This is a genomic window from Salana multivorans (assembly GCF_003751805.1).
Classification (GTDB): Bacteria; Actinomycetota; Actinomycetes; order Actinomycetales; family Beutenbergiaceae; genus Salana; species Salana multivorans.
Genome location: NZ_RKHQ01000001.1, coordinates 2,283,638 through 2,306,908 on the forward strand (window position 1 = coordinate 2,283,638; position 23,271 = coordinate 2,306,908).

The following is a 23,271-nucleotide window of genomic DNA, read 5'->3' on the forward strand; positions in this document are numbered from 1 at the left end:
CGCTTGGGCTCCGTGTCGAGGATCTTCGGAACCGACGGGGTCCGAGGACTCGCCAACCGCGACGTCACGCCCGAGCTCGCGCTCGGGCTGGGCGTCGCGGCTGCGCGTGTGCTCAGCTCCCACCGCGACGGTGCGGTCGGGAGCGACCCCCACGCGCACCCGCACCGTCCGCGTGCGGTCATCGGCCGCGACGGCCGGGCCTCGGGCGAGTTCCTGTCCGCCGCGCTCGTCGCCGGCCTCGCGTCGGCTGGGATCGACGTCGTCGACCTCGGGCTGCTGCCGACGCCGGCCATCGCCTACCTGACGGCCCTGCGCGACACCGACCTCGGTGTCGTCGTCTCCGCCTCGCACAACCCGATGGCGGACAACGGCATCAAGTTCCTCTCCCGCGGCGGCCACAAGCTGCCCGACGACCTCGAGGACGAGATCACCGAGCTGCTGCACGCCGAGTGGGACCGGCCCGTCGGTCCCGCCGTCGGGCGCTACAGCCGCGACTCCGGCCGCGCGGCCGACGACTACGTCGACCACCTCCTCGGCACGATCGACGCGGACCTGTCGGGCCTGCGGATCGCGCTCGACTGCGCCAACGGCGCGGCCAGCGAGGTCGGCCCGCGCGCGCTGCGCGAGGCGGGAGCCGACGTCGTCGTCATCAACGCGTCGCCGGACGGTCGCAACATCAACGAGAAGTGCGGCTCGACGCACCCCGAGCAGCTCCAGGCGACCGTCGTGGCGTCCGAGGCCGATCTCGGCTTCGCGTTCGACGGCGACGCCGACCGCTGCCTCGCGGTCGACGCGACGGGCCGGCTCGTCGACGGCGACCAGCTCATGGGCCTCATGGCCCGCGCCCTCAAGCGTGAGGGCCGGCTGGTCAAGGACACGCTCGTCGTCACCGTCATGAGCAACCTCGGGCTGCTCCTCGCCATGCGCGACGCCGGCATCGTCACCGAGCAGACCGGCGTCGGGGACCGCTACGTCCTCGAGCGGATGCGCGAGGGCGGTTTCATCCTCGGCGGCGAGCAGTCGGGACACATCATCCTGTCCGACCACGCGACGACGGGCGACGGGGTGCTCACCGCGCTCCAGGTGTCGGCGCAGGTCGCGACGCAGGGTCCGCTCGCCGAGCTCGTGTCGTTCGTGAAGCGGCTGCCGCAGGTGCTCGTCAACGTCTCCGGCGTCGATCGCACCCGGGCCGCGACGGACGAGGCGCTCGCCGACGCCGTGCGGGCCGCCGAGGCCGAGCTGGGCGAGACCGGCCGCGTCCTGCTGCGCCCCTCCGGCACCGAGCCGCTCGTGCGGGTCATGGTCGAGGCGGACACGTCCGAGCGCGCCTCGACGACCGCGGAGCGCCTCGCCGAGGTCGTCCGGGAGCGGCTGAGCCTCTAGCCGCGCCTCGCCGCGTCGACCGGCCGGACCGGACCGGCGGCGGCGGACGGCTGCCTCGGGGCGATCCCTGACCGCGGACGGACGTGGGATCATCCTCCCGGGCGACGCGTGGCCGGCCGACGTGGGGGAGCGTGGTGCTCGGCCGCGTCCGCGGTCGCCGATCCCCGTGTCGAGAGCTGGAGCCCCGTGAACCCGATCGCCGCGTTCCAGGACGTCATCGACGGGATCCAGGACCTCGTCGTCGGCGCGGCCGACGAGTGGTGGGTGCTCGCCCTCCTCTACGCCTTCTGCACCATCGACGGCTTCTTCCCGCCGATCCCGAGCGAGTCGATCGTCATCGCGCTCGCCGCGCTGGCCGTGCACGCCCAGACCGTCCCGCTGTGGCTGATCTTCCTCATCGCGGCCGCCGGCGCGCTCACGGGCGACCTCATCGCCTTCGGCATCGGCCGCCGCATCCCGGTCCGGACGGCGCGGCTGTTCCGCTCCGAGCGCGGGCAGGCCATGCTCGACTGGGCCGAGACGAGGCTCGCCCGCAGCGGCGGCTCCTTCATCCTCTCGGCGCGCTACGTCCCCGTCGGCCGCGTCGCCGTCAACATGACGGCTGGCGCCGTCGGCTTCCCGCTGCGGCGGTTCCTGCTCTTCGACGCCCTCGCCTCGCTCCTGTGGGCCGGGTTCGGCATCGTCATCGGCACCGTGGCCGGCCGCCTGCTCGGGGACCGGCCGCTCGTCTCGATGGGCGTCGGCATCCTCGTCGGGATCGGGCTCGGCTGGGTGATCGACCGGGTGCTCGCACGACTCGGGCTCGGCGGGGCCGAGCTGGAGCGTCCCGCCGCGCGCGGCGACGACTCGCGGGACGGCGAGCCCGGTGCGCGACCCGACGCCGTCCCCGAGCCGGTCGACGGCGGCGAGGAGGCTAGGGGTTGACCCAGCAGAGGCAGAACGGGTGGCCGGCCGGGTCGGCGTAGACCTGGAAGTCGTCCGGCCCGCCGTCGCCGGCGCTCTGGAGCAGGCGCGCCCCCAGCTCCATGACGCGGGCGTGCGCCTCGTCGATGTCCTCGACCCACAGGTCGAGGTGGACCTGCTGCTTCGGCTCGCCGTCCGGCCAGTCGGGGGGCACGTGGTCGGGGGCGAGCTGCACCCCGATCCGGGGCTGTCCGTCGACCATCACCATGTGCCAGTCGTCGTCGGCGTCCACGACGCCGCCCAGCACGCCGGCCCAGAACGCGCTCTCGCTCTCGAGGTCGGCGGCGTCGAACGCGACCACCTGCCAGCGGATCTTCATCGTCCGAGCATCGCAGCGACCGGCCCCGGGGGCAATGCCCCGGGGCGATCTCCTAGAGCTTGCGCAGCAGCACCTGCTGGATACGGTGCTGCTCGTCCTTGGTCATGACGAGGGTGGCGCGCGAGCGGGTCGGGGAGATGTTCTCCTCGAGGTTCGGCGCGTTGATCCGCCGCCAGATGTCCCGCGCGGTGCGCTCGGCGTCCGCGTCGTCCAGGTCGGCGTAGCGCCGGAAGTAGGAGTCCGGGTGGGAGAACGCCGTCTGGCGCAGGCGGAGGAACCGCTCGACGTACCAGCGCTCGATGTCGGCCGTCGCCGCGTCGACGTAGATCGAGAAGTCGAAGAAGTCCGACACGGCGAGCGACGTCCCGCCCGGAGGGGCCGGCTGGAGCACGTTGAGGCCCTCGACGACGAGCACGTCCGGCCGGTTCACGGTCACGCTCGCGCCGGGCACCACGTCGTAGGTGAGGTGGTCGTAGACCGGGGCCTCGACGTGCTCCGCCCCCGACTTCACGTCGGTGAGGAAGCGCAGCAGGGCGCGGCGGTCGTAGGACTCGGGGAACCCCTTGCGCTCCATCAGCCCGCGGCGGCGCAGCTCGGCGTTCGGGAGCAGGAACCCGTCCGTCGTCACCAGCTCGACGTGCGGCGTCTCCGCCCAGCGGCGCAGCATCTCGACCAGGACGCGGGCCGTCGTCGACTTCCCGACCGCGACCGACCCGGCGATGCCGATGACGAACGGCGTGCGCGAGCTGCGGCCGCCGAGGAAGGTGTCGGTCGCCCGGTGGACGGACGCGATGCCCTCGACGTAGAGGCCGAGCAGGCGGGACAGCGGCCGGTAGACCTCGTCGACCTCGGCCAGGTCGATCGGGTCGGACAGGCTGCGCAGGCGGACGATGTCGGCGTCGCCCAGCGGCAGCGGCGTCGAGGCCGACAGCCGGCTCCAGTCCGCGCGGGAGAGCTCGACGAACGGGGTGAGACTCGGCGCGGCGGCCTCGGCGCCCCCGGTGCCTCCCCGCGCGTCGAGGTCGTGCGCACCCTGCTCCTGCGTCGTCACCGGGACAGTCTGGCCTACCGGCGGCGTTACGCGCACAGCGAGACCGGTGCGACGAGGCTCACGGGCGGGTCAGCCGGCGACGCGGGTCGCGGCCGATATCGTGGTGCCCATGTGTGGAATCGTCGGATACGTCGGCCCCGAGACCCCCTCCCAGCGGCCGCTCGAGGTGGTCCTCGAAGGTCTCGGCCGGCTGGAGTACCGCGGCTACGACTCGGCCGGGGTCGCCGTCCTGACGCAGGACGGGCTCGCCGTCGCCAAGCGCGCCGGCAAGCTGACGAACCTCCTGGGCGACCTCGCCGCCCACCCCCTGCCGCCCGCGACGGCCGCGATCGGCCACACCCGCTGGGCGACGCACGGGGGCCCGAGCGACGTCAACGCGCACCCGCACCGGGTGGGCGACATCGCCGTCATCCACAACGGGATCATCGAGAACTTCGCCGGCCTGAAGAACGAGCTGCTCGCCGAGGGCGCGGAGTTCCTCTCCGAGACCGACACCGAGGTCGTCGCGCACCTGCTGGAGCGCGCCTGGCGCAGCGAGGGCGACCTCACGGCGGCGATGCTGTCGGTCGTCGGCCGGCTCGAGGGCGCGTTCACGCTGCTGGCGCTGCACGCCGGTCAGCCCGGCGTCGTCGTCGGCGCCCGCCGCAACTCCCCGCTCGTCGTCGGGCTCGGGGAGCGGGAGAACTTCCTCGGCTCCGACGTCGCCGCCTTCGTCTCCGCGACGCGCCGCGCGCTCGAGCTCGGCCAGGACCAGGTCGTCACGATCACGGCGGACTCCGTCGACGTCGTCGGGTTCGACGGCGAGCCGGCGACGGCGCGCGAGTTCACCGTCGACTGGGACGCCTCGGCCGCGGTCAAGGGCGGCTACGACTCCTTCATGCGCAAGGAGATCCACGAGCAGCCGACCGCGGTCGCCGACACGCTGCGCGGCCGGTTCGACACCCGCGGCCAGCTCATGCTCGACGAGCTGCGCATCCCCGAGGCGGAGCTGCGCAGCATCGACAAGATCATCGTCATCGCCTGCGGGACGGCGGCCTACTCGGGGCACGTGGCGAAGTACGCGATCGAGCACTGGTGCCGCATCCCGGTCGAGGTCGAGCTCGCGCACGAGTTCCGCTACCGCGACCCGATCGTCGGCCCCCGCACGCTCGTCGTCGCGATCTCGCAGTCGGGCGAGACGATGGACACGCTCATGGCCGTGCGTCACGCGCGCGAGCAGGGCGCCCGCGTCCTCGCGATCTGCAACACGCACGGCTCGACGATCCCGCGCGAGTCCGACGCCGTGCTCTACACGCACGCCGGCCCCGAGGTCGCCGTCGCCTCGACGAAGGCGTTCCTCGCCCAGGTCGCTGCCTGCTACCTGCTCGGGCTCTTCCTCGCGCAGCTGCGCGGCACCAAGTTCCCGGACGAGCTGCGCGAGACCGTCGCGGCGCTCCAGGCGCTGCCGGACAAGATCCAGCGCGTGATCGACACCGAGCCCGAGATCGAGGAGGTGGCCCGCGCGCTCGCGGACGAGGAGTCGTTCCTCTTCCTCGGTCGGCACGTCGGCTACCCCGTGGCGCTCGAGGGCGCGCTCAAGCTCAAGGAGATCGCCTACATCCACGCGGAGGGCTTCGCCGCCGGCGAGCTCAAGCACGGGCCGATCGCGCTCATCGAGGAGGGCCAGCCGGTCTTCGTCGTCGTACCGTCGCCGCGGGGCCGCGACTCCCTGCACTCCAAGGTCGTCTCCAACATCCAGGAGGTCCGGGCGCGCGGGGCGCGCACGCTCGTGATCGCCGAGGAGGGCGACGACGACGTCGTGCCGTTCGCTGACGTCATCTTCCGGGTCCCGCAGACCCCCGTCCTCCTGGCGCCGCTCGTCTCCGTCGTCCCGCTGCAGATCTTCGCCTGCGCGCTGGCCACGGCCAAGGGGCTCGACGTCGACCAGCCGCGCAACCTCGCCAAGTCCGTCACGGTCGAGTAGGCGCGCGTGATCGTCGGCGTGGGGATCGACGTCGTCGACGTCGCGCGCTTCATGGCGACGATCACCCGCACACCGCGGCTGCGCGAGAAGCTGTTCACGCCCGAGGAGCGCGACCTCGCCGACGCCTCGCTGGCCGCGCGGTTCGCCGCGAAGGAGGCCATCGCCAAGGCGCTCGGGGCGCCGGGCGGGATGCGCTGGCACGACGCGACCGTGCGACGCGTGCCCGGGGGCGCCCCCGTCGTCGAGCTGCGCGGCACCGTGCTCGCGCGAGCCGAGGAGCTCGGCGTCCGTCGCTGGCACCTGTCGATCTCGCACGACGCCGGGATCGCGTCCGCGATGGTGGTCGCCGAGGGCTGACCGGTGATCGCGTGACGCGGGCCCGCCGCGGGGTGAGGATGGACGGATGATGCGCTCCTACGCCGCCGCCGACGTCCGCGCCGCCGAGGAACCGCTGCTCGCCGCCGGCGCGCAGCTCATGGCCAACGCCGCGCTCGCGGTCGAGCTCGTCACCGTGCGCGAGCTGCGCTCCCGCCGGGGCGCGGTCCGCGGCGGCCGGGTCCTCGCCCTGGTCGGCTCGGGCAACAACGGCGGCGACGGTCTGTTCGCCGCGGCCGGCCTCGCCCGGCGCGGCGTCGACGTCACCGTCCTCCTCCTCGGCGCCTCGCCGCACGTCGGCGGCCTCGCCGCGGTGCGCGGGACCGGGGTGCGACCGGTCGACCTCGGCGGTCTCGCGCCCGAGGAGGCGGCCCGGCGCGTCGTCGCTCGGCTGGACGGTCAGGTGGACGATCGGCTGGACGCGCCGCCGGTCGACGTCGTGCTCGACGCCGTCACCGGCATCGGGGTGAGCGACGGGCTGCGTGGCGTGCCCGGAGCCGTCGTCGCCGCGCTGGCGGACCTGTGGCGCCGGCGCGGCCGGGCCCCCGGCGAGCGTCCGACGGTCGTCGCCGTGGACGTCCCGTCCGGGATCGGGGTCGACGACGGCGCGCTGCCCGGGCCGGTGCTCCCCGCCGACGTCACGGTCACGATGGGCGCGGCCAAGCCCGGCCTCCTCGTGCCGCCGGCCGCGCGCGCGGCGGGCCGGATCGAGCTGGTCGACCTCGGCCTCGGTCCGGGGCTCTCCTCCGCGGAGCCTCGCGTCGCGCGGCTGACGGGCGCCGGGCTCGCGCGGCTCGTCGCGCCACCACCGGCCGAGAGCGACAAGTACCGGCGCGGGGTCGTCGGCGTGCTCGCCGGCTCCGCCGGGTACCCGGGCGCCGCCGTGCTCGCGTGCGAGGCGGCCGCCCCGCTGGCCGGGATGGTCCGCTACCTCGGACCCGGCCGGGTGGGGGACGCCGTGCTGGCCCGCCGGCCCGAGGTCGTGTGCGGCGACGGGCGGGTGCAGGCGTGGTCGCTCGGGTCGGGCGTCGGGGTCGAGGACGCCGCCCGGCTCGCCGAGGCCCGCGACGTCCTCGCGCGGGTGCTCGCGGCGGCGGAGGACGACGCGCGCGTGCCGGTCGTGCTCGACGCCGGGGCACTCGACCTGGTCGAGGACGGCGCCACGCTGCCGCCGCACGTCGTGCTGACCCCGCACGCCGGCGAGCTGGCGCGCCTGCTGGGCCGGCTGACCGGCGCACCGGTGGCCCGCGAGGAGGTCGAGGCGCTCCCGCTGCGGCACCTGCGCGACGCCGTCCGGATCACCGGCGCGACGGTGCTGCTCAAGGGCTCGGTCACGCTGGTCGCGGGACCGAGCGGACCCGTGTGGTCGCAGACCGGTGCCCCCTCGTGGCTCGCCACCGCCGGAGCCGGCGACGTGCTCGCCGGCGTGGCCGGGGCGCTGCTGGCGCGGTGGTCCCAGCGAGCCATCGCCGAACCCGAGCGCGTCGCCGAGGTCGTCGCCGGGGCCGCGCTGCTGCACGCCCTGGCCGCCCGCGAGGCGTCCCTCGCGTCGTCCGGTGGGCCGATCGTCGCGAGCGACGTCGCCCGCGCGCTGCCGACGGCCGTCGGCCGCCTGCTCGGCGGACCGGATGCCGGCGGACCCGACGCCGGCGGGGCGGTCCGGCGCGGTGGTGAGGAAGAATGAGCCCCGTGCCAGGCCCGACCGATGCCGACCATGCGAGCGATCCAGCCACGCCCCCGGCGTTCTCCGCGCGCACGGCGTTTCCCGCCCGCGCGGTCGTCGACCTCGACGCGATCGCCGACAACGTCCGGCGACTGAGGCAGGTCGCCGCCCGGTCCGAGGTGATGGCCGTCCTCAAGGCGGACGCCTACGGGCACGGCCTCCTCCCGTCGGCCAGGGCGGCGCTCGCGGGCGGGGCGACCTGGCTCGGCGTCGCGCAGCTCGTCGAGGCGATCCGCCTGCGCGAGGGGCTGGCGGACCGCACCGCGGTGACCGATCCCCCCGCCCCCCGCCTGCTGACCTGGATCTTCAGCCCCGGGCCGGAGACGCACCGCGCGCTCGTGCGGGCGATCGAGCTCGACATCGACCTGTCCGCCGGCTCGCCGGTGGCGCTGGACGCCGTCGTCGCTGCGGCGCGCGAGGTCGGCCGACCGGCCCGGCTCCACCTCAAGGTCGACACCGGGCTCGCCCGCGGCGGCCAGTTCCTCGAGCCGTGGACCGCGATGCTCGCGGACGCGCTCGCGCACGAGGCCGCCGGGCACGTCGCCGTCGTCGGCCTGTGGTCCCACCTGGCGAGGGCCGAGGAGGACGACGACACCACCGATCGCCAGCTCGACGTCTTCCGCGAGGCGCTGCGTCGCGCCGACGAGGCCGGCGCGCGGGTCCAGGTGCGCCACCTCGCGAACTCGGCCGGAACCCTCCTGCGGCCCGACACGCACTTCGACCTCGTCCGGCCCGGGCTCTCCGTGTTCGGCCTCAGCCCCGTGCCGGGCCGCAGCCCCGCCGACCTCGGGCTCACCCCGGCGATGCGGCTCGAGGCCGACGTCATGCTGGTCAAGGACGCGCCGGCCGGCCAGGGCGTGAGCTACGGCCACACGTACACGACGCAGCGGGCGACGCGGCTCGCCGACCTCCCGCTCGGCTACGCCGACGGGATCCCGCGACACGTCTCGGGCGTCGGCCCGGTCCAGGTCGCCGGCCGCCGTCACACGATCGCGGGCCGGGTCTGCATGGACCAGATGGTCCTCGACGTCGGCCCCGACTCGACGGTCAGCGCCGGCGACACCGCGGTGCTGTGGGGCAGCGGGCGCGACGGCGAGCCCACCGCCGAGGACTGGGCCCGTGCCGCCGGCACCATCTCCTACGAGATCGTGACGCGCCTCGGCGCGCGCGTGCCGCGGGTCCACGTCGGCACGGCGGGCACCGCCGCGACGCCCCCGGCGGACCCGACGTCCCCGACGGCTCCCGACCCGGCCCCCTCCCAGAAGACGACGGCATGACGACGACGCTCCACCTCCCCGATCCCGACGCCACCCGCGCCCTCGGCGCCGCCATCGCGGGCCTGCTGCGCGCGGGTGACCTCGTCATCCTCACCGGCGACCTCGGGGCCGGGAAGACGACGCTCACCCAGGGCCTCGGCGCCGCGCTCGGCGTGCGCGGCCAGGTCGCCTCGCCGACGTTCGTCATCGCGCGCGAGCACCCGTCGCTCGTCGGCGGGCCGGCGCTCGTGCACGTCGACGCCTACCGGCTCGGCAACCTGCGCGAGATCGACGCGCTCGACCTCGACTCCTCCCTCGAGGAGTCGGTCACCGTGGTCGAGTGGGGCGCCGGGCTCGCCGAGCGGCTCTCGGGCGACCGGCTCGAGGTTCGGATCGGCCGGGCCCGCGGCGACGCGGCCGACGCCGGCCGGGACGTCGAGATCGTCGGTGTCGGACCTCGGTGGGATGGTGTCGACCTCGCGCACCTCGCGCTGGACGAACGGGAAGGACGAGCATGACCGGTCCATCGGTGACCCTCGCCATCGACACGTCGGGCGGCACGCACGTGGCCGTCCTGCGCGGTGACGCCGTGCTGGCGCGCGCCGAGCGCGCCGACGCCCGCGGGCACGCCGAGAACCTCGCGCCGCTGGTCGCCGCCGCGCTCGACGAGGCGGGGCTGGTCCCCGCCGACGTCACGGGGGTCGCGGTCGGCACGGGGCCGGCGCCGTTCACCGGCCTGCGCGTCGGGCTCGTCACCGCGGCCGCCTTCGCCGCGGTCCGCGGGCTGCCCGTCCACGGCGTCCCGAGCCTCGAGGCGTGGGCGCTCGGCTCCCGCGAGGCGGCCGGGGCGTCCGGCGCGCGCGAGGTGCGGGTGGTGACGGACGCGCGGCGCCGCGAGGTCTACACCGCGCGCTACGCCTACGACGCGTCGGCCCCCGGTGGTCTGAGCGTCCTGGAGGAGCCGCGCGTCGTCCTCCCCGCCGAGCTGGCCGGGACGGTCGCGGACGAGCGCGCGGCCGGCGGCGTCGTCGCGGGTCCCGGGCTCTACCCGGACGTGCTCGGGCCGAGCGCGGGGACGTTCGACGTCGCGGCGCTCGCGCTCCTCGCCACCGCGCGGGCCGAGGCGGGGGTTCCGACGCCGACGGAGCCGCTGTACCTGCGTCGGCCCGACATCCACGGCGTCCCGGCGGGGGCGGCATGAGCGAGGTGGGCCCGAGTCATCGCGTGCGGCCCGTCGTGCCGGCCGACCTCGACGCGATCGCGGCGGCCGAGCCCGAGCTGTTCGGCTCGCAGGCCTGGTCGCGCGGGGTGTACGCGGAGGAGATCGAGCGGCCGGACCGCTGCTACCTCGCGGTCGACGTGGACGGGCGGCTGGCCGGGTACGCGGGCGTCGCGCTCGACCCCGAGTGGACCGTCATGACGATCGGCGTGCTGCCGTGGGCGCAGCGTCGCGGCATCGCCAGGGCCCTGCTGCACGCGCTCGTCGACGCCGCCCGGCGCGCCGGTGGGACGGAGCTGTTCCTCGAGGTCAAGGCGCACGACGGAGGAGCCCAGCAGCTCTACCGCGACGCCGGGTTCCGACTGGTCGGGCTGCGCCGGCGGTACTACCAGCCGGAGGGCGTCGACGCCGTCGTCATGCGTCTCGACCTCGGCGGGCCGACGCGCCGCGTCGGACCGGTCGGGGCCGAGGCCGTCGCGGCCGACCCTGCCGGGCAGCGGGAGGCGGCCCGGCGGCGGGAGGCGGCCATGGACCCGTTCGTCGACGTCGCGGCGGCGCACGACCTGATCTGGAGCGCGGACCCACCCGTCGTGCTCGACGTCCGCTGGGCGCTCGGGGCGCCGGACGGCCGCGCGGCGTACGCCGCCGGTCACCTGCCCGGCGCGGTGTTCGTCGACCTCGAGACCCAGCTCGCCGCGCCCGCCGCCCCGGAGCTGGGCCGGCACCCGCTGCCCGAGGCGGCCCACCTCCAGGCATCGGCGCGGGCGTGGGGGATCGACACCGGCTCCACCGTCCTGGTCTACGACGACGCCGGCGGCACGTCGGCCGCGCGCGCGTGGTGGCTGCTGCGCTGGGCCGGTCTCGACCGGGTCGCGATCATCGACGGCGGGCTGCGCGCCTGGGTCGACGCCGGGCACCACCTGGAGCAGGGGATGATCCGTCCGCGCCCGGGGAACGTCGTGCTGCGGCCCGGCGGCCTGCCGACGATCGACATCGACGAGGCCGCCGCGTGGACGGCGGACGGCACCGGCGTGCTGCTCGACGCCAGGGCCGGCGAGCGGTACCGCGGCGAGGTCGAGCCCGTCGACCCGCGCGCCGGGCACGTCCCGGGCGCGACCTCGGCCCCGACCGTCCAGAACCTCACCGAGGCCGGCTGGCTGCGCGAGCGGGCCGAGCTGCTCGACCGGTTCGCCCGGCTCGGCGTGACGCCGGCGGCCGCGGACGCGCCGCGGGTCGCCGCGTACTGCGGCTCCGGCGTCACCGCGGCGCACACCGTCGCCGTGCTCGCCTCGCTCGGGATCGAGGCCGCGCTGTTCCCGGGGTCCTGGTCGCAGTGGAGCAACGACCCGGCCCGGCCCGTCGCGACCGGTCCGTAGCGACCGGCCGACCGCGGTGGGACCGGGGCGCCGTGGGCTGCCCGGACGGACGGCGCGACGGCGCTACAGGACGGTGACGGCCTCCGCGGCGTCGAGCCGCGGCGCCCGCGGGTGCGTGCCGCCGGGGGCGGCGGCGCGTCCGACGTTGAGGACGAGCAGGCTCGTCCAGCCCGACTCCGCGAACAGGTCGGCGTCGAGCCCGGCGGCGTCGAACCCGCCCATCGGCCCGACGTGCAGGCCTCGCGCGCGCAGCGCGAGGACGAGGTAGCCGATCTGGAGCAGTGCGTTCGTCCGCGCCATGCCCGCGCGGCGCTCGGCGTGCGGCTCGAGCTCGTCGGCGAGGCCGGCGCGGTGCGGGGCCAGCGTGTCGAGCCGGGAGTGGAAGCGCGGGTCGGCGGCCGCGACCACGGCGAGCGGGGCGGCCAGCGTCTTGGCGCGGTTGCCCTCGCTCAGGTGTGACACGAGGCGCTCGCGCGCCTCGCCGCGCGGCACGACGGCCAGCCGCAGCGGCGAGACGTTCATCGCCGTCGGCCCCCACTTCGCCAGGTCGTAGGCGGCGAGCACCTCGGCCGGGTCGACGTCGTCGTCCGTGAAGGCGTTGACGGAGCGGGCCTCGCGGAAGAGCAGGTCGAGCGCGGCGTCGTCGAGGCCGGCGAGGGCCTCCAGGTCCGTGTCGATCCCGGCGGTGGTCTGGTCGAGCGTGAGCGTCATGGTTGCTGGAACAACCTTTGTCGGGGCGTCCTTCCCGGCTGTGGCGCAGATCACGCGAGTAGGCTCGACGTTCGTGAGTGAGGCGCGCGACCCCCTGGTGCTCGGCATCGAGTCGACCTGTGACGAGACCGGTTTCGCGCTCGTGCGCGGACGCGAGCTGCTCGTCGACGTGACGGCCTCCTCGATGGACGAGCACGCCCGGTTCGGCGGGATCGTGCCCGAGGTCGCCTCCCGTGCCCACCTCGAGGCGTTCGTCCCGACGCTCACGGAGGCGCTCGCCCGCGCCGGTCTGGAGCTGGGTGACGTCGACGCGGTCGCGGTCGCCTCGGGCCCCGGCCTCGTCGGCTCGCTCACGGTCGGCACGGCGGGGGCCAAGGCGCTCGCGGTCGCCCTCGGCGTCCCGCTCTACGGCGTCAACCACGTCGTGGGCCACGCGGCCGTCGACGAGCTGGTCGACGGGCCGTTCCCGGAGCGTCTCCTCGCGCTCGTCGTCTCCGGCGGGCACTCCTCGCTGCTCCTGGTGAACGACATCGCGACCGACGTCGTCGAGCTCGGCCAGACGCTCGACGACGCAGCCGGCGAGGCCTTCGACAAGGTCGGGCGTCTGCTCGGGCTGCCCTACCCCGGGGGGCCGCACGTCGACCGGCTCGCCCGCGAGGGCGACCCGGACGCCATCCCGTTCCCGCGCGGCCTGTCCAAGGGCCGCGAGCTCCAGCGTCACCCGTACGACTTCTCGTTCTCCGGGCTCAAGACCGCGGTCGCCCGCTACCTCGAGGCGCACGAGGACTCGGGTGAGCCGTACTCGAGGGCCGACGTCGCCGCGTCCTTCTCCGAGGCGGTCGCCGACGTGCTCGTGACCAAGACGCTCCGGGCCGCGCGGCTGCACGAGGTCGGGACCGTCGTCATCGGCGGTGGGTTCTCCGCGAACTCGCGGCTGCGCGAGCTGGCGGCCGAGCGGTTCGCCGAGGCCGGGATCGAGCTGCGCATCCCACCGATCCGCTACTGCACCGACAACGGCGCGATGATCGCCGCGCTCGGGTCGGCGCTCGTCCGCGCCGGTGTTGCCCCGTCGCCGCTCGACCTCGCCGTCGACTCGCAGATGCCGCTCTCGCTCACGTCGGTTCCCGCCTCGGTCTAGTCTCCCGGCCCGGGCCGACGGCGGGCCTGCTTGATCGAGCCCCGCTGCTTCTTCGCCTCGACGCGGCGCTGCTGCGAGCCCCGCGTCGGCCTGGTCGGGCGTCGACGGGGTCCCGGCGGGGCGAGCGCGGCGGCGACGGCCTCGGCCAGACGTCGCCGGGCCGCCTGTCGGTTGTCGAGCTGGGCGCGGTGCTCGGACGCGACGACGGTGAGGACGCCGCGCACCAGCCGCGGACCGAGCCGTTCCAGCACGCGCGCGAGCTGCGCCTCCGTCAGGGCCTTCGACGCGGTGACGTCCCAGCTCAGCTCGACCCGCGAGTCCGTCGTGTTGACGCCCTGACCGCCGGGGCCGGACGCCCGGGAGAAGCGCCAGCTCAGCTCCCGCTCGGGGATCGTGACGGCGGCCGTCACCCGCAGACCGGTGGGGGCGACGTCGGGCACCGTCCCATCGTCCCGCACTCGCCGTCCCGGTGCGCGGCCCCGACGCGCGGCCCCGACGCGCGGCTTCGACGCGTAGGGTCGACGAGGTGACCCCGCAGGAGCCGAGCCCGCAGGAGCCAGGCCGGCAGGAGCCGGGCCAGCGCCAGCCGGCCCTGGTCGAGCGCACCGCCCTCGTCGTCCGGGGCGTCCAGCGCCGCGCGCTGCTGACCCTCCCGCCGGCCGCGCGCCGGGTCGTCGTCCTCGTCCACGGGAGCGGCCACGGCGACGCCGAGGGGTTTGGTCCGTACCGCGAAGCGCTCGCGGAGCTGGGCTGCGCGAGCCTCGTCGTCGACAAGGCGATGGAGGGGTACTCGGCGCTGCGGCGCGACTACGACGCGCTCGCCCGGGACGCGGCGGAGACCGTGGCCTGGGTCCACCGGCGCCTGCCGGGCCTCCCGGTCTCGCTGCTCGGCTACAGCGAGGGGTCCTGGGTGGCGCTCAAGGCCGCGTCGCTCGTCCCGATCGACCGGCTGGTCCTGTGCTCGGCGCCCCTCGTCCGGCCGAAGGAGCAGACGGCCCACCACTGGGCGGCCGAGCACGGCCACCTGCCCGGACCGCTCCGGCGGTGCGGCGCGCTGGTCGTGCGCACGGTGCTCGGCTGGACCGACTACGGCGACGTCGACCCGCGCCCGGACCTCGCTCGCCTGGGCGTGCCCGTGCTCCTCGTGCTCGGGGGAGAGGACCGCACGCTCGACGTCGCGGGTGCCGCCCGGGTGCTGGAGGAGCACGTGCGGGGCGAGCGCGCCGTCGTCGTCGAACGGTCGGGCCACGCGCTCCCGGCCGACGGACGGTGGCTCCACCGCGTCGCGGCGGAGTGGCCGGGCGGCCGGGGCTGAGCCCGGGTGACCGCGGCGGCGACGCCGCGCGTGGCAGGCTGGTCCGGTGCCCATGACACTCGCCGATCTCTGGCCCGCCACCGCCGTGCGCGCCCGCGCCGGTGACCTGGAGCTGCGCTGGCCGGACGACGCCGTGCTGCTCGACCTCGCCGAGCTGGCCTCGCGCGGCGTCCACGCGCCCGACGCGATGCCGTTCCAGGTCCCGTGGACCCGCGGCACGCCGCGCGAGGTCGCGCGCAGCGTGCTGACCTACCAGTGGGGCGTGCGCGGCCGGGTCGGACCCGAGGCCCTGCAGCTCGAGCTCGCGGTGCTCGTGGCCGGCGAGCCGGTCGGCATGCAGGGCGCGGGCGGCCGCGACTGGGCCGTGCTCCGGACGGCCGAGACCGGGTCGTGGCTGGGGCGCGAGCACCAGGGCCGCGGCATCGGCTCGCGGATGCGTGCGCTCATGCTCGAGCTGCTCTTCGACGGGCTCGACGCGCGCGCCGTGACGTCGGGGGCGTGGGCCGACAACGGGCCGTCGAACGCGGTGTCCCGCCGCGTCGGGTACCTCCACGACGGCGACGACGAGATGGTCAGGGACGGGCGGGCGACGCTGCACCACCGCTACCGGATGACGCGCGAGCGCTGGCTCGAGGTGCGGGACGCGAACCGGCGGCTGCTCGGCGCCCCGGTCGAGATGTCCGGCGTCCGGGAGCTGCGGGCGGAGCTGGAGCGACCGGGGGACGGCGCCGGGTCCTAGCCGGCACCGCGCGCTGACCGGTGCGGGAGCGGGCGAGCCGTCGTCGCCCGAGGCGTCGCTAGAGCGGCCGGTCGGCCCGCATCTCCCGCGTCAGCAGGTCGACGACGGCCGTGAGCGAGCCGCCGTTGCGGCGCGCCGCCGCGCGCTGACGCTGGTAGGACGCGCCCATCCGCAGGATCGTCCGCACGCCGTCGAGGTCCTCCAGGCAGCCGAGGCGCTCCGCGACGGGCTCCAGCGTCCGCAGCCAGGCCGTGACCGAGTCCGTGACGAGCTCCTCGTTCCCCTCGCGGTCGAGGATGATGATGGCGTCCATCCCGTACCGCGCCGAGCGCCACTTGTTCTCGGTGACGAACCACGGCGGCATCGTCGGCAGCTCGCGGCCCGCGTCCAGCTCGGACGAGAAGTGCTCGACGAGACAGTGGATCAGCGCCGCCAGCGCGCGCAGCTCCAGCAGCGACGGCGTGCCGTCGCAGATCCGCACCTCCAGCGTGCCGAGGCCGGGTGAGGGGCGGATGTCCCAGCGGACCTCGTTGAACTCCTCGATGACGCCGGTGTGCACGAGGTCGCCGACGTACTGCTCGAGCTCGCCCCAGTCGGCGAACTGGTAGGGCAGCCCCGCGGTGGGCAGCTGCTGGAACATGAGGGCCCGGTTCGACGCGTACCCGGTGGTGTCGCCGCCCCAGAACGGGGAGGAGGCCGAGAGCGACTGGAGGTGCGCGAACACCGTGAGCAGCGCGCGCATGATCGGCAGCACCTTGCGCTGGTCCTCGATCCCGACGTGCACGTGGACGCCGAAGATGAGCATCTGCCGGCCCCACCACTGGGTGCGGTCGATGAGCGTGGTGTAGCGCTGCTTGTCGGTGACCTTCTGGTCGGTCCAGCGGGCGAACGGGTGGGTCCCGGCGCACATCAGCTCGACCCGGAGCTGGTCGGTCACCGTGCGCAGCTCCCCGACGGCGCGCTCGATGTCGCGCGCGGCGCCGGCGACGGTCTCGTTCACCCCGGTAACGATCTCGACCGTGTTGAGCAGGAGCTCCTGCTTGATCATCGGGTGCTCGCTCTGCCCGGGCGGGCGCAGCTCGTCCAGCACCGTCGCCGCGCACTGGCGCAGGTCGCCGGAGTCGGCGTCGACGAGCGCGAGCTCCCACTCGATCCCGATGGTCCCGCGGCGCGAGGTCGCGAACGGGACGGGGAAGGGCTGCGCCATCGTTCCTCCAGTGCTCGGGAGCTGCCGGTGGCGGCTCAGGCGGGTGCCGGCGGGTCGACGCGCTCGACGACGACCACGCGGTGCTCGCCCGCGACCCTGGTGAGGATGATCGTCCCCGACGCGGTTCCGCGCAACGCAAGCTGCTGGCGCAGGCGCGCCGGGTCGAGGTCCCAGCCGCGCTTCTTGATCTCCAGCGTGCCGATCCGACGCTCGCGCAGGTAGGAGCGCAGCCGCTTGAGCGAGTAGGGCATGACGTCGAGCACGCGGAAGGCCGCGACGCAGCGCCCGGTGTCGTCGTCGGCGGGCAGCCGGTCGCCCGTGAGGAACGCGATGGTGGGGTCGAGCAGTCGCGCGTCGAGGAGCTCGGCGAGGCGGTGGACCAGGCCGGCCCGGATGATCGCGCCGTCCGGCTCGAAGACGTAGCGGCCGACGGCCGCGCCACCGCTCGCGCCCGGTCCGCTCGGCGCCGGCGTGATCGGACCGGTGGGGTCACCGGGGTCGAGCAGCGTCGTCGCGCGGCCGTCGCGTCCGACGACGACGGCGCCGCGGCCCGTCCCCTCCGGTGCGAGGTCGCCGAACCAGAGGTCGGCCTCCAGGACGTCGCCGGCGACGCTCAGCCACTGGACGAGGGCGTCGCCGGGGAGGTCGCGATGGGCGATGCCGGGGCCGAGCTTCATCCCGAGCGCCGGGACGCGCGAGCGCAGGGCGAGCAGGTCGGCGACGGCGGGGGAGTAGTCCTCGAGGCGGTGCAGCCGCCCCCTGCTGGTGCGCCGCGCCGGGTCGGCCCACACGCCGTCGACGGGTCCCGTCGACGTCCCGGCGAGGACGTCCCGCAGGACGTCCGGGTCGAGTGCGTCACCGGCGACGACGCGGGCCTCGGGGAACTGGCGCAGGTTGACGGCGGCAACCAGGGCGGTGACGGGGTCGCGCTCGACGGCGACGACGTCGAGCGCCATCCCGGCCAGCGCGAGCGCGTCGGCGCCGATGCCGCACCCGAGGTCGGCGACGACGCGGACGCCGGCCGACCGGAACCGGTGGGCGTGGCGAGCGGCGACGGACAGGCGCGTCGCCTGCTCGAGGCCGTCCGGCGTGAAGAGCATGTCGGCCGCGAGATCGCCGAACTTGCCGGTCGCCCGGGCGCGCAGCCGCGACTGCGTGAGCGCCGCCGAGACGAGCTCCGGTGCGAAGCCGGCCTGTCGCAGGGCCGTGCCGAGGGCGAGGCTCTGCTTCTCGTCGTAGGCCGGAAGGTCCGCGAGGAGGGCCCAGCCCGCGGGTTCGGCCAGCTGTCGCAGCGCCTCGAGATCCACCCCCCGATCCTGCCCCACGCTCCGCGGTGCCCCAACCCTCGGGGGTCCGACGCTCGCCGAGCCGGGCCGACGCGGCTCCACCGCGCGCGCCGGGACGCGACACCTGGCACTCGCCTTGACCGAGTGCTAACTCATTTCTAGAATGAGCGAGGCACCGGGACCGGGTGGCAGCGACTCTCGTCGCGGCGGCCCGCGCTCCCCGGAACCACGGGCAGTGAGCAGATCGTCCGATCCCCGCGACGGCGGCCGGTCGGCGCACTCGTCCTCGTCAACGTTGTCAACTGAAGCTACGGAAGGGGAGGTCCGACGTGTCGGTCTCCATCAAGCCCCTCGAGGACCGGATCGTCGTCCAGCCGGTCGAGGCGGAGCAGGTCACTGCGTCCGGTCTCGTGATCCCGGACAGCGCGAAGGAGAAGCCCCAGGAGGGCAAGGTCCTCAGCGTCGGCCCGGGCCGGATCGACGACAAGGGCAACCGCGTCCCGGTCGACGTCGCCGTCGGCGACATCGTCATCTACAGCAAGTACGGCGGCACCGAGGTCAAGTACGCGGGTGCCGAGTACCTCATCCTCTCGGCGCGCGACGTCCTCGCCATCGTCGAGAAGTGACGCTCGCCCGCTGACGTCGGCCGAGCCGACGTCAGCGAGCAGCAGAACGGGCCCCGGTCTCAGACCGGGGCCCGTTCGCTGTCCGTCCGCGACCCTCACCGCGAACAGCAGGAGCACCGAACGTGTTCTCTGGGGCTCCTCCGCCCCGGGCGCAGGGGGTCACCCGGGGAAGTCGTTCCAGGCCGACAGACTAGCCGCTCCGGGGCCTCGTCGTCCGCGGTCGCCGGCCGGTCGCGGACGACGGCTCGCCGGTCTCAGCCGACGTCACGGAGGCGGCCTCGCAGGTCTGCGTCGAGGGCGCTGAGCCGCTCCTCCTCGGTCAGGCCGCCCCACACCCCGTAGGGCTCGCGCACGGCGAGGGCGTGCTCGCGGCACTGGACGATCACGGGGCACGTGGCGCAGACCGCCTTCGCGGCCTCGCCGCGCCGACGTCGCGCGCCACCGCGCTCGCCCTCCGGGTGGAAGAAGATCGACGGCTCGGCCGTCCGGCAGGCTCCATCGAACTGCCACTCCCACAGGTCCATGACCGGACCCGGCAACCTCGACAGCTCCGCCACTGCCAACACCCCCTTATATCGCGCGCACTGTCTCACGGTGCGTGTGACGACTCTATGAGGACGTCAGACCCGTTTCAAGTGAGCGAGAACGGCCGACTCGGTCCTGAGGTGGGTCGATGGGTGCCGAAGTGCCTCCTCCGTGGAGTCAAGGACTTTGGTCCCGGATCACCGCCCCCTTTCGTGTTCCTCGTCACGCCACGTCGCGCGCGACGCCATGCGCCGCCTCGCCGCGTCGTCCCCCATGCGGTCGCGGCCGCCGCCACCGGCACCCTCGCTCGCGCGCACCCGCTCTACGATGGAGGCGTGACGGCCACGACCTCCTCGACCAGCCAGCTCGCCTCCTCCACCCTCGGTGCCCCCGCCAGCGCTGCCCCTCCGTCCCTCGAGGAGAAGTTCGGCTTCGTCGGCCTCACCTACGACGACATCCTGCTGCTGCCCGGCGAGACCGACGTGATCCCGAGCGAGGCGGACACGGCGACGCGGCTCACGCGCGAGCTGTCCATCGCCATCCCGCTGCTCTCGGCCGCCATGGACACCGTGACCGAGGCCCGGATGGCGATCGCGATGGCCCGCCAGGGCGGCATCGGCATCCTCCACCGCAACCTCCCGATCGAGGCGCAGGCCGCCCAGGTCGACGTGGTCAAGCGGTCCGAGTCGGGGATGATCACCGACCCGCTGACCGTCGGCCCGGACGTCTCGCTCGCCGAGCTCGACGCCCTGTGCGGCCAGTACCGCGTCTCGGGCCTCCCGGTCGTCGAGCCCGACGGCACGCTCGTCGGCATCATCACCAACCGCGACCTGCGGTTCGTCCCGCGCGACACCTTCGCGACGACGCTGGTGCGCGAGGTCATGACGGCCTGCCCGCTCGTCACCGGGCACGTCGGCATCTCGCGCCGGGACGCGCAGGCGCTCCTGGCCAAGCACCGCGTCGAGAAGCTGCCGCTGGTCGACGACGCCGGTCGCCTGCGCGGCCTCATCACGGTCAAGGACTTCGTCAAGTCCGAGCAGTACCCGGACGCCTCCAAGGACGGCGCCGGTCGCCTCCTCGTCGGCGCGGCCGTCGGCTTCTTCGGCGACGCGTGGCAGCGGGCCACCGCCCTGGTCGAGGCCGGTGCCGACGTCCTCGTCGTCGACACGGCCAACGGCCACGCGCGCCTCATGCTCGACATGGTGCGCCGCCTGAAGTCCGACCCGGCCACGCGCGACGTCCAGATCATCGGCGGCAACATCGCGACGCGCGCCGGCGCCGCCGCGCTGGTCGAGGCGGGCGTCGACGCGGTCAAGGTCGGCGTCGGGCCCGGCTCGATCTGCACGACGCGCGTGGTCGCCGGCGTCGGCGTCCCGCAGGTGACGGCGATCTTCGAGGCCTCGCTCGCGTGCAAGCCGGCCGGTGTCCCGGTCATCGGCGACGGCGGCCTGCAGTTCTCCGGCGACATCGCCAAGGCGCTCGTCGCCGGTGCCGACTCGGTCATGCTCGGCGGTCTGCTCGCCGGGACCGACGAGTCCCCGGGTGACCTCGTCCTGATGAACGGCAAGCAGTACAAGCGCTACCGCGGCATGGCGTCGCTCGGCGCGATGCAGTCGCGCGGGGACCGCCGCTCGTTCTCCAAGGACCGCTACTTCCAGGGCGACGTGTCCGACGACGACGTCATCACCGAGGGCATCGAGGGCCAGGTGCCCTACCGCGGGGGGCTCGCCGCGGTCGTCCACCAGCTCGTCGGCGGTCTGCACCAGTCGATGTTCTACGTCGGCGCCCGCACGATCCCCGACCTGCAGGAGCGCGGGAAGTTCGTCCGGATCACGCCGGCCGGGCTCAAGGAGTCCCACCCGCACGACGTGCAGATGGTCGCCGACTCGCCCAACTACTCCCGGCGCTGAGGCCCGGGGCGCCGGCCGAGTCCGGCGTCAGGGTGCGTCGTCCGGCCCGTCCTCCCCGCTGCCGACGCGGTCGGGCCGGGGGTTGAGGTCGGGGTGGACGACGGTCACGACGGAGAACGTCTCGCCGTCCTCGTCCGGCGCGCGCTCCTTGAACTCCGTGAGCAGGGCGTGGACGCGCTCGCGCAGCTCCTCGGCGTGCTCGGCGTTGAGGCGCAGGCCGAGCCAGCTCACCTCGACCCGCTCGGGGTCGACGCCGACGAGCTGCTGGCGCATCGTCTCCAGGAGCACGACGGACTGGTTCGGGACGTGCGGCGCGCGCCAGGACAGCCCGGTCGAGCGGTACGGGACCTCCCGCGCCCCCTTGGTGCCGGTGCGCTCCGGCTCGGGCACGAGGAACCCGGTGCGGACGAGCGTGCGCACGTGGTGCAGCATCGTGCCCGGGTTGACGTCGAGCAGCTCCGCCAGCTCCTTGTTCGTCCGGGCGTCGAAGCCGCACAGCCGCAGGATCCGCAGCCGCAGCGGGCTCGACAGCGCCCGGGCCTGCGCCTGCGCCTCCCGCTCGCCCGCCGCGTCGTCGGCGTTGGTGCTCATGCCCCCACGCTAGGCCGTGCTCGCCCGGCGAGGTCTGCCCTGCGCCGCGCGGGTCTATCCCGGGCGCGGTGGGTGCGACGGCGGCCCGACTGATTGACAAGTCCCAATCGATCGGGCGAGACTGTGCCGATGAGCGAGCCGCAGGACGTCCCAGTCGTCGTGGCCGACGTGGTGGACGCGTCGCCCGACGCCCCCGCGGCCGCCCCGGACGTCGCGGGCGGCGCGGGCGCCGCCCCGTACGAGCTGACGGCCGCCGCCGCGCCGCCGTCGCTGTGGCGGGACCGCACGTTCCTCACCTTCTGGGGCGGGCAGGGCGCGGCCCAGCTCGGCAGTCAGATCACCGAGATCGCGCTGCCGGTCGTCGCGGTCGTCCTGCTGTCCGCGACCGAGCAGCAGATGGGCTGGCTCAACGCGGCCGGCGTCGCGGCCTTCCTGCTCGTCGGGCTGCCGGCCGGCGCCTGGGTCGACCGGTGGAGCAAGCGGCGGACGATGATGGCGGCCGACCTGGTCCGCGTCGTCGCCCTCGCGGCCGTGCCGGTCCTGTGGTTCACCGGGAGCCTCGAGCTGTGGCACCTGCTCGTCGTCGCCGCCGTCGTCGGCCTCGCCAACGTCTTCTTCGACGTCGCGTACCAGAGCATCGTCCCCGCCCTCGTCCCGCGGCCGTCGATCCCGGACGCGAACGGCAAGCTCGAGTCGACGGCGCAGGTCGCCGGCATCGCCGGACCGGGCATCGGCGGCTGGCTGGTCGGGCTGCTCAGCGCCCCCGGCGCGATGCTGGTGACGGCCGGCGGGTACGTCGCGTCGTTCGTCGCGCTCGCGGCCACGCGCGTGGAGAACGACGGCCCGACGCCGAAGGCCGACCGGCCCGCGCTGCTGCCGGCGATCCGGGACGGCGTGCGGTGGGTGTTCGGGAACCCGTGGCTGCGCCGGATCGTCGCCACGACGGCGATCTCCAACTTCTTCTCCACGATGACGTTCACCCTGCTGCCCCTGTTCCTCCTGCGCGACCTGGGGTTCACGGCGCTGCACCTCGGCCTCGTGTTCGGGGCGGGTTCGGTCGGCGGGCTGGTCGGCGCGGTGCTGGCGCCGCGGATCGCGCTGGCCGTGGGGGAGATGCGGGCGATCCCGCTCGGCGCGCTGGCGTTCGGCGTCCCGGCCTCGCTGCTGCCGCTCGTCGCGCTGGTCCCGGGGATCGCGACGCCGGTCCTCCTGCTGTACGGGTTCGCGGGGTCGTTCGGGATCCTGCTCTACAACGTCGTCCAGGTGAGCTTCCGGCAGCGGATCACGCCGCACGACCTGCTCGGGCGGATGAACGCGTCGATCCGGTTCGTCGTGTGGGGTGTCATGCCGATCTCGGCGCTCCTGGCCGGCTGGCTCGGCTCCGAGCTCGGTGTGCTGCCGGTGCTGTGGATCGCGGCCGGGGGTGCCCTCGCCTCGACGCTGCCCGTCCTCGGGGCGCGCTTCTGGCGCGCGGGTGCCGTCGACGTCGACCGCGCCGGCGGAGCGCCCGCCGGCACGTGAGCGCGAGGTGAGTCGACGGCCGAGTCGTGGCACGATCGCTGGGGGCAACCCGACGAGCAACCCGACGAAGGAGC

The 23,271-nt window shown here is 75.0% G+C and carries 23 protein-coding genes; 15 read left to right on the plus strand and 8 right to left on the minus strand.

All coding sequences use genetic code 11. The features are described 5' to 3' along the window. Positions 1-12: 12 nt before the first annotated feature. Together glmM and EDD28_RS09805 are read left to right on the plus strand one after the other, a co-directional pair. Positions 13-1,383 carry a phosphoglucosamine mutase gene (gene glmM / locus EDD28_RS09800; RefSeq protein ID WP_123739437.1) on the plus strand — a complete coding sequence of 457 codons (1,371 nt, stop codon included), beginning with the start codon at positions 13-15 and terminating at the stop codon, positions 1,381-1,383. A gap of 186 nt (positions 1,384-1,569) precedes the next feature. After that, the gene (locus EDD28_RS09805) at positions 1,570-2,307 is read left to right on the plus strand and encodes a DedA family protein (RefSeq protein ID WP_245967987.1); all 738 of its coding nucleotides are present in this window, start codon (positions 1,570-1,572) and stop codon (positions 2,305-2,307) included. Here EDD28_RS09805 and EDD28_RS09810 read toward each other — a convergent pair. Both EDD28_RS09810 and coaA read right to left on the minus strand, forming a co-directional pair. Further along, positions 2,297-2,665 carry a VOC family protein gene (locus EDD28_RS09810; RefSeq protein WP_123739438.1) on the minus strand — a complete coding sequence of 123 codons (369 nt, stop codon included), beginning with the start codon at positions 2,663-2,665 and terminating at the stop codon, positions 2,297-2,299. The two genes, EDD28_RS09805 and EDD28_RS09810, sit on opposite strands and share 11 nt — an antisense overlap. A 52-nt stretch (positions 2,666-2,717) precedes the next feature. Continuing rightward, complete coding sequence (coaA, locus tag EDD28_RS09815) at positions 2,718-3,716, minus strand: type I pantothenate kinase (RefSeq protein WP_123739439.1); 999 nt, start codon at positions 3,714-3,716, stop codon at positions 2,718-2,720. 109 nt (positions 3,717-3,825) lie between these two features. On the opposite strand from coaA, the gene glmS reads away from it, so the two are divergent. From glmS to EDD28_RS18145, 7 genes are read left to right on the plus strand one after another with little or no spacing between them, the layout of a single operon-like run. Then, on the plus strand, positions 3,826-5,679 hold the full coding sequence (gene glmS, locus EDD28_RS09820; protein ID WP_123739440.1) for a glutamine--fructose-6-phosphate transaminase (isomerizing): 1,854 nt from the start codon (positions 3,826-3,828) through the stop codon (positions 5,677-5,679). A 6-nt stretch (positions 5,680-5,685) separates the two neighbouring features. Beyond that, positions 5,686-6,036 (plus strand): holo-ACP synthase, encoded by a 351-nt coding sequence (locus EDD28_RS09825; protein WP_123739441.1) that lies wholly within the window; start codon positions 5,686-5,688, stop codon positions 6,034-6,036. Positions 6,037-6,082: 46 nt separating this feature from the next. After that, entirely contained in the window at positions 6,083-7,738 is a 1,656-nt protein-coding gene (locus tag EDD28_RS09830; RefSeq protein ID WP_123739442.1) for a bifunctional ADP-dependent NAD(P)H-hydrate dehydratase/NAD(P)H-hydrate epimerase, read from the plus strand. Further along, positions 7,735-9,054, plus strand: coding sequence for an alanine racemase (alr, locus tag EDD28_RS09835; protein WP_123739443.1), 1,320 nt, complete (start codon positions 7,735-7,737; stop codon positions 9,052-9,054). Before EDD28_RS09830 ends, alr begins: the two co-directional genes overlap by 4 nt. Further along, positions 9,051-9,551, plus strand: a complete 501-nt coding sequence (gene tsaE / locus EDD28_RS09840; RefSeq protein ID WP_123739444.1) for a tRNA (adenosine(37)-N6)-threonylcarbamoyltransferase complex ATPase subunit type 1 TsaE — start codon at positions 9,051-9,053, stop codon at positions 9,549-9,551. The genes alr and tsaE overlap by 4 nt, the downstream gene beginning before the upstream one ends. Then, entirely contained in the window at positions 9,548-10,234 is a 687-nt protein-coding gene (gene tsaB / locus EDD28_RS09845; protein ID WP_123739445.1) for a tRNA (adenosine(37)-N6)-threonylcarbamoyltransferase complex dimerization subunit type 1 TsaB, read from the plus strand. The genes tsaE and tsaB overlap by 4 nt, the downstream gene beginning before the upstream one ends. Then, positions 10,231-11,628, plus strand: coding sequence for a GNAT family N-acetyltransferase (locus EDD28_RS18145; protein ID WP_123739446.1), 1,398 nt, complete (start codon positions 10,231-10,233; stop codon positions 11,626-11,628). Before tsaB ends, EDD28_RS18145 begins: the two co-directional genes overlap by 4 nt. Before the next feature lie 63 nt (positions 11,629-11,691). On the opposite strand, the gene EDD28_RS09855 is transcribed toward EDD28_RS18145, so the two are convergent. Next, positions 11,692-12,339, minus strand: coding sequence for a malonic semialdehyde reductase (locus EDD28_RS09855; RefSeq protein ID WP_123739447.1), 648 nt, complete (start codon positions 12,337-12,339; stop codon positions 11,692-11,694). A 73-nt stretch (positions 12,340-12,412) separates the two neighbouring features. On the opposite strand from EDD28_RS09855, the gene tsaD reads away from it, so the two are divergent. Next, positions 12,413-13,477, plus strand: a complete 1,065-nt coding sequence (gene tsaD / locus EDD28_RS09860) for a tRNA (adenosine(37)-N6)-threonylcarbamoyltransferase complex transferase subunit TsaD (protein ID WP_245967988.1) — start codon at positions 12,413-12,415, stop codon at positions 13,475-13,477. Here the strand turns inward: tsaD and arfB are convergent. Then, positions 13,474-13,917 (minus strand): alternative ribosome rescue aminoacyl-tRNA hydrolase ArfB, encoded by a 444-nt coding sequence (gene arfB, locus EDD28_RS09865; protein WP_123739448.1) that lies wholly within the window; start codon positions 13,915-13,917, stop codon positions 13,474-13,476. The two genes, tsaD and arfB, sit on opposite strands and share 4 nt — an antisense overlap. A gap of 86 nt (positions 13,918-14,003) precedes the next feature. Between arfB and EDD28_RS09870 the strand changes: the two genes are divergently transcribed. After that, complete coding sequence (locus EDD28_RS09870; RefSeq protein WP_170169420.1) at positions 14,004-14,792, plus strand: alpha/beta hydrolase; 789 nt, start codon at positions 14,004-14,006, stop codon at positions 14,790-14,792. A gap of 52 nt (positions 14,793-14,844) precedes the next feature. Continuing rightward, entirely contained in the window at positions 14,845-15,531 is a 687-nt protein-coding gene (locus tag EDD28_RS09875; protein WP_123739450.1) for a GNAT family N-acetyltransferase, read from the plus strand. A gap of 58 nt (positions 15,532-15,589) precedes the next feature. On the opposite strand, the gene EDD28_RS09880 is transcribed toward EDD28_RS09875, so the two are convergent. Next, the gene (locus EDD28_RS09880; RefSeq protein WP_123739451.1) at positions 15,590-16,738 is read right to left on the minus strand and encodes a glutamate--cysteine ligase; all 1,149 of its coding nucleotides are present in this window, start codon (positions 16,736-16,738) and stop codon (positions 15,590-15,592) included. Between the two features lie 35 nt (positions 16,739-16,773). Further along, positions 16,774-18,045: a THUMP-like domain-containing protein gene (locus EDD28_RS09885; RefSeq protein WP_123739452.1), complete on the minus strand. Its 1,272-nt coding sequence runs from the start codon at positions 18,043-18,045 to the stop codon at positions 16,774-16,776. Between the two features lie 308 nt (positions 18,046-18,353). Between EDD28_RS09885 and groES the strand changes: the two genes are divergently transcribed. Then, positions 18,354-18,650: a co-chaperone GroES gene (gene groES / locus EDD28_RS09890; RefSeq protein WP_123739453.1), complete on the plus strand. Its 297-nt coding sequence runs from the start codon at positions 18,354-18,356 to the stop codon at positions 18,648-18,650. 254 nt (positions 18,651-18,904) lie between these two features. Here groES and EDD28_RS09895 read toward each other — a convergent pair whose 3' ends face one another. Then, complete coding sequence (locus tag EDD28_RS09895; protein ID WP_123739454.1) at positions 18,905-19,207, minus strand: WhiB family transcriptional regulator; 303 nt, start codon at positions 19,205-19,207, stop codon at positions 18,905-18,907. 303 nt (positions 19,208-19,510) lie between these two features. Between EDD28_RS09895 and guaB the strand changes: the two genes are divergently transcribed. Then, positions 19,511-21,085, plus strand: coding sequence for an IMP dehydrogenase (guaB, locus tag EDD28_RS09900; protein WP_123739455.1), 1,575 nt, complete (start codon positions 19,511-19,513; stop codon positions 21,083-21,085). Between the two features lie 27 nt (positions 21,086-21,112). Here the strand turns inward: guaB and EDD28_RS09905 are convergent, their stop codons facing one another. Continuing rightward, the gene (locus tag EDD28_RS09905) at positions 21,113-21,676 is read right to left on the minus strand and encodes an ArsR/SmtB family transcription factor (RefSeq protein WP_123739456.1); all 564 of its coding nucleotides are present in this window, start codon (positions 21,674-21,676) and stop codon (positions 21,113-21,115) included. A 129-nt stretch (positions 21,677-21,805) separates the two neighbouring features. Here EDD28_RS09905 and EDD28_RS09910 point away from each other — a divergent pair, with 129 nt between their 5' ends. Beyond that, the gene (locus tag EDD28_RS09910) at positions 21,806-23,197 is read left to right on the plus strand and encodes an MFS transporter (protein ID WP_123739457.1); all 1,392 of its coding nucleotides are present in this window, start codon (positions 21,806-21,808) and stop codon (positions 23,195-23,197) included. Positions 23,198-23,271: the final 74 nt, after the last annotated feature.